Below are 15,732 nucleotides of genomic sequence, written 5' to 3'. Positions count from 1 at the left end.
GATCCGGCATCGTTTGTCCCGGGAAATGTGCACAGGCACAGTCCCCGCCACAAAACTACCATTCAGGTTCAGGGGGAACTTCGGGGCTTGCCGGGCGGCACTGACTACAACGCTGCAAATCCTGGGGTGCCGGGCCTAGGATGGACATCCGTGACCATTGCTTCCAATCCGGGCGACCTGCTCAGCCCCCGCCGCAGACTTTTGTACATTTTCCTCCTTGGTGCCCTGACCGCCCTGGGCCCGTTCACGATCGACCTGTACCTGCCGGCTTTCCCCGCCCTGGAGGCCAGCCTTGGCGTTACCGAGGCGCAGGTGCAGCTCACCCTGGCGGGGACCACGCTGGGCTTTGCGTTCGGCCAGCTGGTGGTGGGTCCGTTCAGTGACAAGTTTGGCCGCCGGAACCCCCTGATCCTGGCCACGGCGCTGCACATCGCAGCGTCGATCGGTGCGGCGCTGTCCACGGACATCACCACCCTGGGGATTTTCCGCGTGCTCATGGGTGTGGGCGCTGCGGGCGGCGGCGTGGTGGCCATGGCCATGGTGCGCGACCTGTTTTCCGGCTACGCCATGGTGAAGATGTTTTCCAGGATGGCACTGGTCAACGGCCTGGCGCCCATCCTGGCGCCGGTGATCGGATCGCAACTGCTGCTGGTAATGCCCTGGCCCGGGATCTTCGTGTTCCTGGCCTCCTACGGCACCCTGGTGATCGTGGCAGCGCTGGTCCTGGTCCGTGAAACGCTCCCGCCGGAAAAGAGGGGGCAAAGCGGCATGACGGCCCGGCAGCGCTACCGGGTCCTGTTCAGCGACCGGATCTTTGTGGGCCTGCTGATGGTGGCGGGCCTGAACTTCGGCGGACTTTTCACTTACCTCTCGGCCTCGCCGTTCCTGTTCCAGGGCGTGTTCGGCTTCTCAGCCCAGGAGTATGGGCTGCTCTTCGGCATCAACTCGCTGGGCATCGTGGCCGGCGTACAGACCAGTTCACGGCTGATCCGGCGGGTACCTCCGCAGTGGATCCTCGCCGCAGCGACGGCCTGGATGTTCCTGATGGCCCTCCTGATCGTGGTGTTCGACCTCCTGGGCTTCGGCCTGTGGGGCGTCATGGTGCCGCTGTGGTTCTACATCCTGGGGACGGGGTTCATGTTCCCGTGCGTGCAGGTCCTGGCGCTGGCAAACCACGCCTCCCAGGCAGGAACCGCCGCTTCGCTGCTGGGCGCGGCTACCTTCATGATGGCCGGGCTCATCTCCCCTGTTGTGGGGTGGCTGGGCATCACCAGCACCAGCATGGGAGCGGTCCAGGCTGTCTGCATCCTGCTGGCCATTGCAGCCCTGTGGCTGGTGGTCCGTCCCCGTACGGTCCCGGCCATCAGCTGAGATGATGGGGGCATGAAAAACCGGCCGCACCGGAATGGACGGGGATTGTTTCTCGGGGCGGTGCTGGGCGCCGTCGCGGGCTACTTCGCGGGCCGCGCCGCGGGCAACCCGGCGATGGGAATCATTCTTGGCTCACTGGCCGGCGCGGCACTGCTCTACCGCGTCAACCCGGGCAGCCGGAACCGGCGCTGACTCCCGGTTTGGACGGCGTCCGCAGTAATTGCCGGAGGCAGCAGCCGCGTGGCTGTACCAGGGCAATTGGCTGCGCGATAAAATGTGTCCGTGCCCAGTTGGCAGGACCGACCCCCGCTACCGGCCACATGGCAGCGATGCGATGCCCGGATCCTGCCCCTGTGGTGGGACCGGGCGTGCGCGCAGATGGGTGAGCAGTCGGCCGCCCTGTACGCCGCCGGGCTCTTCACCGAGGACCGCCGCCGGCCCATCGCCCAATGGTTCAACCCCGCATTCAAAGCCGCGCTGCTGGTGGCGCCCGAAACCTCTCCGGAGTGGCCCGTGCAGCGGTTCGGCATCTTCTACGCCCCGCCGGATGCGGGCTTCGTCCGGATCCACTCTGCCCCGCATGAATGGAGCCCCCGGCAGCCCCGCAAGTCCCCCACCGAGCAGGAAGCGTTCCTGGCCGCGATAGCTGAGGCGGAGAGGTTCCTGCAGGTTGAAATGGACTTTGTCTGAAATGGCAAAAAGCCCCTGCCCTCCAGTGGAGGACAGGGGCTTTTCCGTGCAAGCTCCTCCTGCTGGACTTGAACCAGCAACCCTTCGATTAACAGTCGAATGCTCTGCCAATTGAGCTAAGGAGGAATGAAGCAGGTATTAGCCTAGCAAACACCCTGGCTGGAAACGAAATCGGCGCATTGAACCGTCCTCAGGACGGCATCATGACAGGCATCCGGTCAGGCATCGGACCGCAGCGACCTGCGCTCCATCTCGAGCATCATCAGCTCGCGGTTGAGCCGCTGGAACGCCTCAGGGTCTGCAGCGGGATCGAGCCGCTGGAGCTGGCCCATCTTGTCCGCCTTGACCCTGGTGATCTGCAGCTCGAACAGCCGGGACAGGATGTCCCGGCAGTACTTCTGCACACCCTCCTCCGTGCTGGCCGGCAGCGGCACCACCGCCAGCTCGGACACAAGCGGCCGCAGGGGCTCCGGGACCTCATGCATCACGTGCTCCACCCAGCGCGCAGGATCGGTCACCATGCCGGGGCCGGTGGCGCGCATGGCGTCATGGACGGCCTGGAAGGCCGGAGTGGCAAACCTTGCGGCGGCGAAGCGGTCCCAGACGGCCCCTGAGAGCAGCGCCGGCTCCTGCAGCGCCACCTCCAGGGCCTGGCGCTCCATGGAGGCCACCGGGTCCCTCGGGTCCGGGCGGTGATAGGACGGGACGGCGCCCGACGCCGGTCCGGCAGCAACGCCGGGCCCGCCGGCTTCCGCAGGCCTTCCGGCCGCCTGGCCGCCCTGCTGTGCCGCAGGGGCACCTGCACCCGCCTGCGGGCCGGCAGAACCGCGTTTCATGGCGACAGCCACGGCCCGGTTGGCCTCTTCGACGGACATTCCCAGCCATCCCGCCAGTTCGCGGGCGTAGGCGGGCCTGATGCCGGCGTCGCGGATCTGCCCCACCACCGGAGCGGCTTCCCGCAGCGCTGCGACGCGGCCCTCCACGGTGTCCAGGTTGTGGCGCTTCAGCGACGCCCGGATGGCGAATTCAAAGAGCGGCCGGCGGCTGCTGATCAGGGCCTGGACGGCTGCGTCCCCGCGGGTCTGGCGAAGGTCGCACGGATCGGCGCCGGTGGGTTCCACGGCCACGTAGGTCTGCGCAGTGAACCGCTGGTCCTCTTCGAAGGCACGCAGGGCCGCCTTCTGGCCGGCGGCGTCGCCGTCGAAGCAGAAGACCACCTCTCCCCCGGTGCCGTCGTCCGAGAGCAGTCGCCGGGCGATCTTGATGTGCTCGGTGCCGAACGCCGTGCCGCAGGTGGCCACCGCCGTCGTAATTCCCGCAAGGTGGCAGGCCATGACGTCGGTGTAGCCCTCCACCACCACCAGCTGGCGCTCCTTGGCGATGCTTTTCTTTGCGAGGTCGATGCCGTAGAGGACCTGGGACTTCTTGTACAGCGTGGTCTCGGGGGTGTTGAGGTACTTGGGCCCCTGGTCGTCCTCATAGAGCTTGCGCGCGCCAAAACCGATGGTGTCCCCGGCGATGTCCTTGATGGGCCAGATCAGCCGGCCCCGGAAGCGGTCGTAGATGCCGCGGTTCCCTTCAGAAAACATGCCCGTAAGCTTCAGCTCGGCATCAGTAAAGCCGCGGCCGCGCAGGTGCTTGAGCAGCGCGTCCCAGCCCTGCGGCGCGTAACCGCAGCCAAAGTGCTCGGCGGCAGCGCGGTCGAATCCGCGGCCGAAAAGGAAGTTCCGTGCCTCGCCGGCGCCGGGGGTCAGCAGCTGGTCCCGGAAGAATTCATCGGCAATCTTGTGGGCGTCCAGCAGCCGCTGGCGCCGGCCCACTTCCTCGCGGCTGGGCCCGGTACCGCCGTCCTCGTAGCGCAGCTCGTAGCCGATGCGGGCGGCCAGTTTTTCCACCGCCTCGTGGAAGGAACTGTGGTCCTGCTTCTGCACGAAGGCGATGACGTCGCCGTCCTCGCCGCAGCCGAAGCAGTGGTACCGGCCCACCTGGGGGCGGACGGTGAACGACGGCGAGCGCTCGTCGTGGAAGGGGCACAGGCCCTTGTAGGTCCCCAGCCCGGCACCTTTGAGGGTGACGTAGCCGTCCACCACTTCCTTGATGTCCGTGCGCTGGCGTACTTCGTCGATATCTTCACGTTTGATCAGGCCAGCCACAGAGTAATCCTAGTCCCGTGGACAGACAGCCAGGCCCCTCGTGTCATTCCGCTCACCACAGCGAGGGCAGGCTCCCCACCAGGCGCTCGTACATGGCCAGGGCGGATCCGTCGGTCAGCGACGCCACCTGGTCGATCACCACGCGCAGGCGTGCACCGTCATCCCCGGCATCGCGCCAGTCGGCGGCGAACATCGGCTCCAGGTGCCGGTCTCCGGTGGCGCTCAGGGCGGTGACCAGGGCATGCAGGACCTCGCGCTGGCGTTCATAGATGGGTTGCCTGTGCTCGGTGGTCATCACGAAGGTGGTGGCCATGCCCTTCATGACGGCGATTTCCATGACCGTCTCGTCCGGCACCATGAGCTCGGCGCCGTAGCGGGTGAGCCGGCCCGGCCCGTAGACCGAACGCGTCGTTTCGAGGGCGCTCTGGCAGAACCGGCCGATGAGCTGGCTGGTCATGTTCTTCAGGGCGGCCATGGACTTGCGGCTGCCGTCCGCTTCCCGCACCCACACATCGGTGGCCTCCAGCCGTGCCAGTGCGGCGTCAATCGCGGCGGGGTCGTTGTGCGGGAGGTACCACTGCTTGGCGTAGCCCACCACGCGGGCGCGGTGGTCCGGGTTGTCCATCCACCGCAGCTGGAAGTGCCCGGCCACAATGGCGTCCTCCACATCATGCACGGAGTAGGAGATGTCGTCGGCCAGGTCCATCACCTGGGCCTCCAGGCAGGAACGCCGCTCGGGCGCGCCCTCCCGGATCCAGTTGAAGATGGGGAGGTCATCCTCGTAGGCACCGAACTTGCTGGTGCGCCGGCCATGGATCACCGGCGCGTCGAGCGCGGACCACGGATATTTCGACGCCGCGTCCAGGCTGGCGCGGGTGAGGTTCAACCCGGCGGGCTGGCCGCCGGCGGTGAGAACCTTGGGTTCGAGGCGGGTGAGGAGCCGGAGGGTCTGGGCGTTGCCTTCAAACCCGCCGATGGCGTGCGCCACCTCGTTCAGGGCAGACTCCCCGTTGTGGCCGAACGGCGGGTGCCCGAGGTCGTGGCTCAGGCAGGCGGTGTCCACCACGTCCGGGTCGCAACCCAGCGCACGGCCCAGTTCGCGGCCCACCTGGGCAACCTCGAGGCTGTGGGTGAGGCGGGTCCGGACGAAGTCGTCCGTGTCCGGCGCCACCACCTGGGTCTTCGCTCCCAGCCGGCGCAGGGCCGATGAATGCAGCACCCGGGCCCGGTCCCGTTCAAAGTCCGAGCGGTAGGTGCTCTTGGGCGGCTCCTCCACCCAGCGCGCGGAATCCCGCGGACCGTACCCGGACGCTCCGGGCATGGCGGGGCCGGCGGGCGATTCAGCCACCGGGACCTCAGCCACCTGAAACGTCCAGCTCGGCCGCGGCGATGTCCCGCGACTGTGCATCGTTCAGCGCCCGGGAATCCAGCCAGTCCTTGGGCAGCGCGGGCCGCTTGGGTGACCCGGCACGTCCGCGGGGGCCCTCCGCGTCGCCGCCGGGGTACGGCGAATCCAGGTCAAGCTCGGCGAGGGTGTCGCGGAGGACCTCCAGGCTGGTCACCAGGGCCAGCCGGGTGCGGAGTTCACCGCCCACCACGTAGCCCTTGAAGTACCAGGCGATGTGCTTGCGGATCTCCCGCAGCGCCTTGCCCTCGTCACCGAAGGTTTCCACCATCAGTTCCGCGTGCCGGTAGACGCCCTCGGCCACCTGGCGCAGGTTGGGGCGGTGGCGGACGTCGCTGCCTTCGAACGCTGCCTGGAGGTCGCCGAAGAGCCACGGCCGGCCCTGGCAGCCGCGGCCCACCACCACGCCGTCCACGCCGGTTTCGCGGACCATGCGCACGGCGTCTTCGGCGGACCAGATGTCGCCGTTGCCCAGCACCGGGATGTCCGGCAGGGCCTCGCGGAGGCGGGCGATGGCCGACCAGTCCGCCTGGCCGGAGTAGAACTGCGCCGCCGTGCGGCCGTGGAGCGCGACGGCGGCGACACCGGAGTCGCGGGCGATCCGGCCGGCGTCGAGGTACGTGAGGTGGTCATCGTCGATGCCCTTGCGCATCTTGATGGTCAGCGGGATGTTGCCCTTGGACGCTTCCCGCACCGCGGTCTGCACGATGGCCGTGAAGAGGTCGATCTTCCACGGCAGGGCGGAACCGCCTCCGCGCCGGGTGACTTTCGGGACGGGGCAGCCGAAGTTCAGGTCGATGTGGTCCGCGCGGTCTTCTTCCACCAGCATCCGGACGGCCGCGCCCACTGTGCCGGCATCCACCCCGTAGAGCTGGACGGACCGGACCTTCTCGTCGTCGTCGTGCGAAATGATCCGGAGGGACTCGGGGGTCCGCTCCACCAGCGCGCGGGACGTGACCATTTCGGCCACGTACATGCCGCCGCCGTATTCACGGCACAGACGGCGGAAAGCGGAATTGGTGATCCCTGCCATGGGGGCCAGGATTACCGGCGTGTCCACGGTGAGGGGACCGAGCTTCAGGGGCGGGAGTTCCAGCCGGGCGGCGGGTGGGGTTGCTGCAACAGTCACTGTTCCATTGTTGCAAATCCGGCCAAATCGGGTGCCGGCACCAGTGCCGATCGGTCCTGGCCTTCGATCCCGCGCACCTGCCGGACCACTCACCGCCAGAGTGTGGCCCGGACCTCTGGCTGGCCGGCTGCCAGGAGGAGCAGTCAGCCGCGGTCGGCCCTGCGGCTCCGGCGGGTGGGAAAGGTTTCGTCGCCGCCTGCAGACAACCCCGCGCCGTCGTCCGTCAACTCCGTTGCTGCACGCCGGCGGAATCCGGACGGCGCAGTCCGCGGCGCGCCCGGTTCAGCGTTGGCGCGCGCAGTGGTCACGACGGCGGGAGCCTCCTGCCGGATACCGGTGGCCTTGACCACCAGCACGGCGATGAGGGTGGTCACCGGAATGGCCAGCACCAGGCCGATCGATCCGACCAGGGTCCGGATGACCTCCTCGGAGAGTTCGGCGCTGGTGAGGGTCTCCCCCAGTGGCCGGTCGTACAGCATGACGATGATGAGGATGGGCAGGGCCGCTCCGGCGTAGGCGAACGCGATGGTGTAAACGGTTGAGGCGATGTGGTCGCGGCCGATCCGCATGGCCGACGTAAACAGTTTGCGTGCGCTGCTGTTCGGCGCCAGCTCGTACAGTTCCCAGACAGCTGAAGACTGCGTGATGGTCACATCGTTGAGGACGCCCAGCCCTGAGATGATCAGCCCGCACAGGATTACCCCCGAAATGGAGATGTTCGCTGACGTGTTGATCAGGGTGGTGGCGTCGTGGTTGCCCACCCCGGCCAGGTTCGCGGCGCTGGTGGCCCACCAGGCCAGGAGGGCGGTGATCGCCAGCCCGAACATCGTCCCAAGCAGTGCGGTGGAGGTCCTGGCGGAGAAACCGTGGGCGAAGTACAGCACCCCGATCATGATCACCGTGGATCCCACCAGGGCCAGCAGCAGCGGCGGCTTGCCCTCCACCAGCCCCGGCAGCATGAAGCTGGCCAGCACGAAGTAGGCACCCACCAGGCCGATGAGGGCACGGAGGCCCCGCCAGCGGGCGACGGCGATGACCACGAAGGCGTACAGGATGGCCAGCAGGACGATGGGCAGGGTCCGGACGAAGTCCACGAAAATGTAGGCTGGCGAGCCCTGCGTGGAAGCTGCCCCCTGGGCGTTGGAGAGATTGAGGTAGCGGATCCGGTCGCCGGGCTTGACACCGTGCGACGTGGCCACGTCCGGGTTGATGACCACCTTGACCGGGCTGCCGCCCTGGTCCGGTTCGGTGAACGCGAACGTGCAGTTGGACCCTTGGGGCTGCTGGCCCGATCCCTGCTGCGGCCGGCCGCCCTGTCCCTGCTCCTGGGTGGCGACGCCCTGCATGCAGTTCTCCGTTGCCACGTTCTTGATGGTCCCGGTATCGAACGTCACTCCCGGTGCCGTGGAGTAGGGGTTGGCCAGCGAGATGCCCTCCTTGCTTCCGGACGGCCACAGCATGGCCATCCCGGCGAGGGTAAGCAGTGTGATGGGAATCAGGATGGCGGCAAGGATGCGGTTGGCCTTCCTGCGGGCAGCCATCGCCTGGGCCGTCGGCTCCGAATGATCTGTGGAAGCGTGGGAGTGTCCTGCGCCCATCAGCAGTTGAACCTCATACGGTGAACTCTACGTGGGGCACCGTAGGGTTGATAAATGGACCATTCGGACTTGGAGGTACCGGCGTGGGCAACCGTGGCACGAAGGATAACGGCGGGGTGCAGACCGGGCAGCAGCCAGTGGTTCCCCTGCACCGGCCTGTACTCAGCGTCCTGGAGGCGTCCGGACCTACGAAGGCGGTGGCATTGGTGCTGCATGGTGGTAAGGCCCGCAGCCGGGAACCCGTGGAGGCCCGCCACCTGAGCCCCGCCAGGATGGTTCCCTTCGCCCGGCACCTGCACCGCGCGGGCCGCAAGCACGGGTTGGCCGTCTGGTCCCTCCGCAACAGCGTCCGCGGCTGGAACGGCAACGACATGTCGCCGCTGCAGGATGCCAAGTGGGCGCTGCAGCAAATCGAGGAAAGCCACCCCGGGGTTCCGGTCTTCCTGGTGGGGCACTCCATGGGCGGCCTGACAGCTGTCTGTGCCGCGGACCACCCTCAGGTGGAGGCGGTGGTGGCGCTGGCGCCCTGGCTGAGCCCGGAGGCGCCGGCCGAGCGGGTTGCCGGCCGCAAGGTCCTGATTGTGCACGGGACCACTGACCACATGACCAGCCCCCGGCAGTCCTTGGCGTTCGCACGCCGCGCCACCGCGGAGACGGCCAGCATGCAGTACGTCTCGCTCAAGGGCGTTGGCCACTTCATGCTTCGCAAGGTCAGGATCTGGCACATCCTGGCTACCGGATTCGTCATCCGGGCATTTGCCGAAAGCACCGGCGCCCCGGTGCGGCCTGCCCGCGCCTTCGGCCAACTGCTCCCCGAAGGGTCCGTGCACGTCACCCTGTGAGCCGCAGCGACGTAAACAGAACCGGAGGGTGGGCCTCGCCTGCCATCATTCCTATCCCCTCGGACGGAGGCAGCCATGCCCTGGCGGCCGGCCCCCAATGACCGCTTCTACCGGCTGATCGTGCGCACCGGGCTGTTCCTCCGGTGGGCTTTCCGGATCCGCGTCATCAGTACCGGAACCGGGCATCTGCCTTCGGCGGGGCCGCGTAACGGGGTGTCCCGCGCGGTGGTCCCCGGGAGCGGAGCGGTCTTTGCCGTGACGCACTTCGGATACCTGGACTTCGCCGTCGCTGAACTGCTGCTCTGGAAGCATGCCCGGGCGCAGCTGCGGTTCCTGATCCACCAGGGTGCGGCCGACCACTGGTTCGCAGGCCCGGCCGTCAGCGCCAGCGGCCACGTGGTGGTGGGCTACACCGGCCGGACCGGCGCCTACGACGAGGCCGTCGCGAAACTGCGGGCCGGTGAGTACCTGGCTGTCTTTCCGGAAGCGGGCGTGAGCCGCAGCTTCACAGTTCGCGGCTGCAGGACCGGGGCGGTCCGGATGGCGGCCGAGGCCGGCGTTCCGGTGATTCCCGTGTCCGTTTGGGGCGCGCACCGCCTGTTGACCCGCGGCCACGGCTTCTCCCCCCGCCGGGCCTGGCGCGCACCGGTGCGGGTCCATGTGGGCAGTGCGTTGGCCTATGCGCCGGACGTGGATGCCGAGGCAGCAACGGCGTCCCTGCGGGACATACTCCAGGACGGGATCGGTCGGTGCATCGCCGACTTTCCACTGCAGCCGGAGCCCCGGGCATGGTGGATGCCGGCGCACCTGGGCGGGGGCGCCCCTACCGAGGCCGAACGCGAAATCCTGGACACGGACGACGAAGCCCGCGGCCGCCGTCGCGGTCCACGCAGGAAGTAGCCCGCCCCGCAGTCCCGCACCCCTTAAGCCCGCACCTCTTAAGCAGGAGCGCCGGCTGCCGTTCTGGTGAATCAGAACGGCAGCCAGCGCTTCACGGGTGGGCTGCGGGCCGGGGTTCCCTACTCGGAGACCACCAGGGTTTCCGCCGCGGCCAGCCGGGCCTTCCCGCTTTCCAGCAGGGGTTCAACGGCGGCGCGCAGGGCAGCCATGGAATCGTCGAGTTCCAGCATGACCGGGTGCTGGTACGCGATGAGGGCCAGCATGTCCCGGACGGCCTCGGCAGCATCATCGGCCGCCAAGGCCGGGTCATGGCCCACGAACACGTCCGTGGGGGCTCCCGGCGCAGCAGCATCCTGGCCCCCGGGGCCTTCACCGGCGTCGGCCGCTTCCGGGGTTGCCGGGGCAGCGTAGCTGACGGCGAACGCCCGGATGCGGCCCTTCTTACTGGGGGCCACCCCCTGGCCGAACGCCGATTCGGGCTGCGCCCGGAGGACGATGGCGCCGTGGGCTCCGGTGAGTTCATCAAGGAACAGCTTCTGCACCTGGCCCACAGACAGCGCCCCGGGCGAATCCCAGTCGTGGATGGCGGTGTAGTACCGGCCCACCACGTCGGTCAGTTCAACCGATCCGGTGGCAAGGTCCATCACCACATCGGAGCCGGCGTTCTCGCCGCTGACCGGCCGGCCGCCATGGTCCGTGTCCGGGAAGACCGGCAGTTTCAGCGCGCCCGGCTGCACAACCACCAGGCGTGAGCGCTGGATGGGCGCGAGGCCTGCGGCCCCGGCAAAGGCCTCGCCCGGGGTGCCGGGCTCCACCTTGGCACGCAGCTTGGCCACGCCCGACGGCGCATTGGCGGCTTCGCGGCGCAGCATGGCCAGGAGCGTGGCACCGATACCGGTGCGCCGGTGGTCCCGGGACACCTCGATGTAGCTCCACAGGCGTTCCGGGTGCAGCGCCGCTTCATAGACGACGCCGGCGGCTACGGGGATGCCGACGCCGTCGATCACGTCTTCGGCAACGATGCAGCGCCGCCACGGCGCGCCGCCGGTCCCGTTGGAGGACGGCGCCAGGGCGCTGCGGAACTGCCGGGCCTGGGCCGTTTCCGGGCCGCCCCAGATCTCCAGGAGTGCGAGATCGTCACCGTCCCGCCATTCGCGGTATTCGATGGCCATGGCTAGGCGCCGATCAGGCGTGAGGCCAGGTAGCCCTCCACCTTGTCCAGGGAGACCCGTTCCTGGCTCATGGTGTCGCGTTCGCGGATGGTCACGGCCTGGTCCTCGAGGGTGTCGAAGTCCACGGTGATGCAGAACGGGGTGCCGATCTCGTCCTGGCGGCGGTAGCGGCGGCCGATGGCACCGGCGTCGTCAAAGTCGATGTTCCAGTTCTTGCGGAGCTGGGCACCGAGGTCCTTGGCCTTCGGAGACAGGGCTTCGTTGCGGCTCAGCGGGAGCACGGCAGCCTTGACCGGGGCCAGGCGCGGGTCCAGCTTGAGCACGGTGCGGACGTCGACGCCGCCCTTGGCGTTGGGTGCCTCATCCTCGGTGTAAGCGTCGATCAGGAACGCCATGAAGGAACGGGTCAGGCCGGCGGCGGGTTCGATGACATACGGTGTGTAACGCTCGTTGGTGGCCTGGTTGAAGTAGCTCAGGTCCGTGCCGGAAGCCTTGGCGTGGGTGGAGAGGTCGAAGTCCGTGCGGTTGGCCACGCCCTCCAGCTCGCCCCATTCGGAGCCCTGGAACCCGAAGCGGTACTCGATGTCCGTGGTGCCCTTCGAGTAGTGGCTGAGCTTCTCCAGCGGGTGCTCGAAGAACCGCAGGTTCTCCTCACGGATGCCCAGGCCGGTGTACCAGGCCATGCGCTCCTTCATCCAGTACTGGTGCCATTCTTCGTCCGTTCCGGGCTCGACAAAGAATTCCATCTCCATCTGTTCGAACTCGCGGGTGCGGAAGATGAAGTTGCCCGGGGTGATCTCGTTGCGGAAGGACTTGCCGATCTGGCCGATGCCGAACGGCGGCTTCTTCCGCGAGGTGGTGAGGACGTTGTTGAAGTTCACAAAGATGCCCTGCGCGGTTTCGGGGCGCAGGTAGTGCAGCCCTTCCTCGCTGGCCACCGGGCCAAGGTAGGTCTTGAGCAGGCCGGAGAATTCCTGCGGTTCGGTCCATTCGCCGCGGGTGCCGCAGTTGGCGCAGGCGATGTCCTTCAACCCGTTTTCCGCCGGGCGGCCCTTCTTTTCCTCATACTCTTCTTCGAGGTGGTCTGCGCGGTAGCGCTTGTGGCAGGACAGGCACTCCACCAGGGGGTCGGAGAAGACATCTACGTGGCCGGACGCTTCCCAAACCTGCTTGGGGAGGATGACCGAGGAGTCCAGGCCCACCACGTCTTCGCGGCCGCGGACCATGGACTGCCACCACTGGCGCTTGATGTTTTCCTTCAGTTCGGCGCCGAGGGGCCCGTAGTCCCAGGCTGAACGCGAACCTCCGTAGATCTCACCGGCCTGGAACACGAAGCCCCTCCGCTTGGAGAGGGAAATGACCTGGTCGAGGACGGATTTTGCTGCCATGGGGGTAACTCCAATTTCTACAGGGCCGCTGGGTGCGGTCCGCGGTTTTCAGGCCACGCACGGCAACGGACGTAGAGCACGTCCGGTGCCCTGGCGGGGCGGATGAAGGGATGCGTGAAAGCTGCGTTTCCTAGCCTACCGGCCGCCGTCCGCGGAGCGCGCCCCGCGGCCACGGCAGTGTTGCCAGGATGATGGCTGCCAGGGTCAGGATGGTGCCGAGGACAGTGGGGAGGGCCACCACGCTGCCCGGGGCGGGCACGAACACGTCCAGGGCCAGCGAACCCAGCAGTTGCCCCGCAATCATGCCCAGGCCGGTGACCAGGACGCCGAGGGTCCGGACCAGGAGGGCACCCAGGCCGATGAACACACAGCCCATGGGGCCGCCCAGGTAGTACCACCACTCCCCCGGCAGCGGGTTTCCGGGGCCTGACACCAGCACTTTGATGCCCAGCACGGTCCAGAGGACCAGGCAGCCGGCGATGAAGTTGACCAGCGTGGCGGCGATCGGGGTGCCGTAGTGAACGGTTGCGGTGCCGTTCATCGCCTGCTGGAAACTCATCAGGAAGCCCGCCGCCACGGGCAGCAGGAGGGGCAGCAGCAGTGCGGCAGCACCGCCGTCGGACCCTCCGCCCGACGCCCCCGCGGCAAACCGCGGGGACACGGCCCAGGCCACAGCGGCGATGGTGAGGATGCAGCCGACAATGCGGATGCCGGTGACGGATTTCTTGCCCGCCGGGCCCAGGCCCAGCCGGTCCACCAGCAGGCCGCTGACCGTCTGGCCCGTGACGGTGGCCACGGTGAAGAGTGCCACGCCCAGGATGCCGACAGTGAAGGTCTGGGCAAACACGAACAGCGCGCCGATTCCCCCGGCCAGGACATAGGCGGGCGGGAACGCCCGGCTGCGGACGGCGGGAATGATCCGGGCAAGGCCGGCCCGGCCGCGCGGCAGGAGCAGCGAGATGAGGACCATGACCACCAGTCCTGTGCTGAAGCTCACCACTGCGGCGCTGATGCCGTCGTCCAGCCGTGCCCCCAGGGCGCCGTTGATCCGGCCCTGGACTGGAATGGCAAGGCCGGCGCCAACCGCCAGCGGCAGGCCTGCGAGCACGGGCAGGCGGGAGGTGGGGGTCATTGGATCCACCTTACGTCAGGCATTATTGCTCTATGAGCATCCCCGTTGACGACGTCCCCATCCGCGACACGATGATCCGGCTGGGCCAGCTGCTGAAGCTTGCCAACCTCGTGGAGGACGGCGTGGAAGCGGCTGAGCTGATCAAGAACGGCCTGGTGAAGGTCAACGGCGAGATCGACGACCGCCGCGGCCGCCAGCTGCACAACGGCGACACCGTGACCGTGAACGGCCAGACAGTGCGCGTGGTGGCACCCGAAGCTGACTGAACCCGGCGGGGACTGGACGGCTGCGCGCCAACGGACGCGTCGCCGTCGTACGTCCTATTTCTTCAGGACCTCGTGGGTGAGGAATTCGCCCACGTGGCCGATCTCCTGCTGGTTGATCCCGTGCCACATTCCCGTGTAAAGCACCTTGGTGAGCTTGACGTGCTTGCGCACCCAGCCCATGGTGAAGTCGATCTTGTCCTCCGTGATCACAGGGTCCTGCTGGTCCCGGCCCCAGAACATGGGCACGGTGCCGTCCAGTTCGGCGTCCTTGAACGTGGGGTCGTCCCCCGCGTCCACCACGAACCCTGAAAGTCCGACGACGGCAGCAAAGTCCGCGGGCCGTTGCCGCAGGAGGGTGGTGGCCATGGCCATGCCCATGGAGAAGCCGAGCAGGGACACCGAGGGGTGCCCATCCTTGACGGTGTCGATCCAGTCAAGGACGTACGCCGAAGCCTTCTTGACCCGGTCCAGCGAGTAGTCGATCGAGGCCGTCAGCGGGAACCAGGTAAAGCCCGGGCCCATGGCGATCGGGGCACGGACGGAGGCGACGGCGAACCCGCCGGGCAGGAGGTCCGCGAGGCTCAGCAGGTCCTGCTCGTTGGCGCCGTACCCGTGCAGGAGCACCAGCAGGGGTTTGCCGTCCCGTTCACCTTCAGGGTGCGACCACAGGACGACGGGGGCAGGAAATACTTCGGCTTCAGTCATGGTTTCCATTCTTACAGTTACCCGAAAGTAACAACCTACGTTCGCGTAGGCAGCGAGGCGGAAGGCAGGATAGGACCCGTGACTGACGCAAGCCCACTCCAGAGCCCCGCCGCGGACGCCGGCTCCCACCCGTGGACCCGGTACGTGGCCATGGGCGACTCCTTTACCGAGGGCATCGGCGACCCCGAACCCTCGAGCCCCGGCGGCTACCGCGGCTGGGCCGACCGCGTGGCCGAAGAACTGGGCCGAACGCTGCCCGACTTCGCCTACGCCAACCTGGCAGTCCGCGGCAGGCTGCTCCAGCAGATCGTTGACCAGCAGCTTGCTCCGGCGCTGGCGCTCAAGCCCGACCTGGTGACGCTTTCCGCTGGCGGCAATGACCTGATCCGCCCCGGCGGAGACCCCGATGCCCTGGCCGAAAAGCTGGATTCGGTGGTGCAGATCCTGTCCATGGGCGGAGCCACCGTGGTGCTGTTCAACGGGCCCGACACCGGCTCTTCGGTGCTGGGAAGGATCCGCAGCAAGGTTGCCATCTACAACGAGAACCTGCGGACCGTCGCGGCGCGGCATGACGCCGTGATCGCGGATATGTGGTCCCTCCGGCAGCTCAGCGACCCGCAGATGTGGGACCAGGACCGCCTCCACTTCTCGCCGCTGGGCCACCACACCATCGCCGCGATGGTCCTCGAGGCACTGAACGTGAACCACACCCTTGAGCCGCGCCACCCCAAGCCCTTGCCGCCGAGCACCTGGCGCGAGGCACGCAGCGGGGACCTCGTCTGGGCCCGTGAATACTTTGTGCCGTGGGTGCTGCGCCGGCTGCGCCACCAGTCGTCCGGTGACGGCATCACAGCCAAGCGTCCGACGCCGGGTCCCGTCTTCGGCCCGGGCGTACCGTTGGGTTCGGGGGAAGGTCCGTTGGGGACGGCCGACCCGGTGCGGAGCTAGCCACTGCGTTCCCGCACGCATCGGCCGCGGGGA

Annotated in this window: 15 protein-coding genes and 1 tRNA gene; 7 read left to right on the top strand and 9 right to left on the bottom strand. The window is 67.9% G+C overall.

Features of this window, described 5'->3' with window-relative positions; genetic code table 11:
- Positions 1-150 precede the first annotated feature (150 nt).
- From ACHL_RS06925 to ACHL_RS06915, 3 genes are all read left to right on the top strand, one after another.
- The gene (locus tag ACHL_RS06925; protein ID WP_015936590.1) at positions 151-1,371 is read left to right on the top strand and encodes a multidrug effflux MFS transporter; all 1,221 of its coding nucleotides are present in this window, start codon (positions 151-153) and stop codon (positions 1,369-1,371) included.
- Between the two features lie 12 nt (positions 1,372-1,383).
- Positions 1,384-1,563, top strand: a complete 180-nt coding sequence (locus ACHL_RS06920; RefSeq protein WP_015936589.1) for a hypothetical protein — start codon at positions 1,384-1,386, stop codon at positions 1,561-1,563.
- Between the two features lie 90 nt (positions 1,564-1,653).
- Positions 1,654-2,061: a hypothetical protein gene (locus ACHL_RS06915; protein ID WP_015936588.1), complete on the top strand. Its 408-nt coding sequence runs from the start codon at positions 1,654-1,656 to the stop codon at positions 2,059-2,061.
- A gap of 53 nt (positions 2,062-2,114) precedes the next feature.
- Here ACHL_RS06915 and ACHL_RS06910 read toward each other — a convergent pair.
- The 5 genes from ACHL_RS06910 to ACHL_RS06890 form a co-directional block, all read right to left on the bottom strand.
- Positions 2,115-2,187 (bottom strand) — tRNA-Asn (locus ACHL_RS06910).
- 92 nt (positions 2,188-2,279) lie between these two features.
- Positions 2,280-4,214 (bottom strand): DNA primase, encoded by a 1,935-nt coding sequence (gene dnaG, locus ACHL_RS06905; RefSeq protein WP_015936587.1) that lies wholly within the window; start codon positions 4,212-4,214, stop codon positions 2,280-2,282.
- A gap of 52 nt (positions 4,215-4,266) precedes the next feature.
- Positions 4,267-5,535: a deoxyguanosinetriphosphate triphosphohydrolase gene (locus ACHL_RS06900; protein WP_050767142.1), complete on the bottom strand. Its 1,269-nt coding sequence runs from the start codon at positions 5,533-5,535 to the stop codon at positions 4,267-4,269.
- A gap of 34 nt (positions 5,536-5,569) precedes the next feature.
- Entirely contained in the window at positions 5,570-6,748 is a 1,179-nt protein-coding gene (dusB, locus tag ACHL_RS06895) for a tRNA dihydrouridine synthase DusB (protein WP_015936585.1), read from the bottom strand.
- A gap of 143 nt (positions 6,749-6,891) precedes the next feature.
- Positions 6,892-8,346, bottom strand: coding sequence for a YibE/F family protein (locus tag ACHL_RS06890; protein ID WP_015936584.1), 1,455 nt, complete (start codon positions 8,344-8,346; stop codon positions 6,892-6,894).
- A gap of 83 nt (positions 8,347-8,429) precedes the next feature.
- Between ACHL_RS06890 and ACHL_RS06885 the strand changes: the two genes are divergently transcribed.
- Positions 8,430-9,188 carry an alpha/beta hydrolase gene (locus tag ACHL_RS06885; RefSeq protein ID WP_015936583.1) on the top strand — a complete coding sequence of 253 codons (759 nt, stop codon included), beginning with the start codon at positions 8,430-8,432 and terminating at the stop codon, positions 9,186-9,188.
- 75 nt (positions 9,189-9,263) lie between these two features.
- Complete coding sequence (locus tag ACHL_RS06880; protein ID WP_015936582.1) at positions 9,264-10,088, top strand: lysophospholipid acyltransferase family protein; 825 nt, start codon at positions 9,264-9,266, stop codon at positions 10,086-10,088.
- Positions 10,089-10,207: 119 nt separating this feature from the next.
- On the opposite strand, the gene ACHL_RS06875 is transcribed toward ACHL_RS06880, so the two are convergent.
- The 3 genes from ACHL_RS06875 to ACHL_RS06865 all read right to left on the bottom strand — a co-directional run bounded on the left by ACHL_RS06875 (position 10,208) and on the right by ACHL_RS06865 (position 13,780).
- Positions 10,208-11,260: a GNAT family N-acetyltransferase gene (locus ACHL_RS06875; RefSeq protein WP_015936581.1), complete on the bottom strand. Its 1,053-nt coding sequence runs from the start codon at positions 11,258-11,260 to the stop codon at positions 10,208-10,210.
- 2 nt (positions 11,261-11,262) lie between these two features.
- Complete coding sequence (locus tag ACHL_RS06870) at positions 11,263-12,648, bottom strand: glycine--tRNA ligase (protein WP_015936580.1); 1,386 nt, start codon at positions 12,646-12,648, stop codon at positions 11,263-11,265.
- Positions 12,649-12,778: 130 nt separating this feature from the next.
- Positions 12,779-13,780 carry a DMT family transporter gene (locus ACHL_RS06865; RefSeq protein WP_015936579.1) on the bottom strand — a complete coding sequence of 334 codons (1,002 nt, stop codon included), beginning with the start codon at positions 13,778-13,780 and terminating at the stop codon, positions 12,779-12,781.
- A gap of 32 nt (positions 13,781-13,812) precedes the next feature.
- Between ACHL_RS06865 and ACHL_RS06860 the strand changes: the two genes are divergently transcribed.
- Positions 13,813-14,046 carry an RNA-binding S4 domain-containing protein gene (locus tag ACHL_RS06860; RefSeq protein ID WP_015936578.1) on the top strand — a complete coding sequence of 78 codons (234 nt, stop codon included), beginning with the start codon at positions 13,813-13,815 and terminating at the stop codon, positions 14,044-14,046.
- Positions 14,047-14,100: 54 nt separating this feature from the next.
- Here the strand turns inward: ACHL_RS06860 and ACHL_RS06855 are convergent, their stop codons facing one another.
- Positions 14,101-14,751 (bottom strand): alpha/beta hydrolase, encoded by a 651-nt coding sequence (locus tag ACHL_RS06855; RefSeq protein WP_015936577.1) that lies wholly within the window; start codon positions 14,749-14,751, stop codon positions 14,101-14,103.
- A 78-nt stretch (positions 14,752-14,829) separates the two neighbouring features.
- Between ACHL_RS06855 and ACHL_RS06850 the strand changes: the two genes are divergently transcribed.
- Positions 14,830-15,699 (top strand): SGNH/GDSL hydrolase family protein, encoded by an 870-nt coding sequence (locus ACHL_RS06850; RefSeq protein WP_015936576.1) that lies wholly within the window; start codon positions 14,830-14,832, stop codon positions 15,697-15,699.
- Positions 15,700-15,732: the final 33 nt, after the last annotated feature.

This window comes from Pseudarthrobacter chlorophenolicus A6 (genome assembly GCF_000022025.1).
GTDB lineage: Bacteria > Actinomycetota > Actinomycetes > Actinomycetales > Micrococcaceae > Arthrobacter > Arthrobacter chlorophenolicus.
Note: the sequence above shows the minus strand (reverse complement) of the source record. Positions and strands in the feature narration are given on the sequence as shown.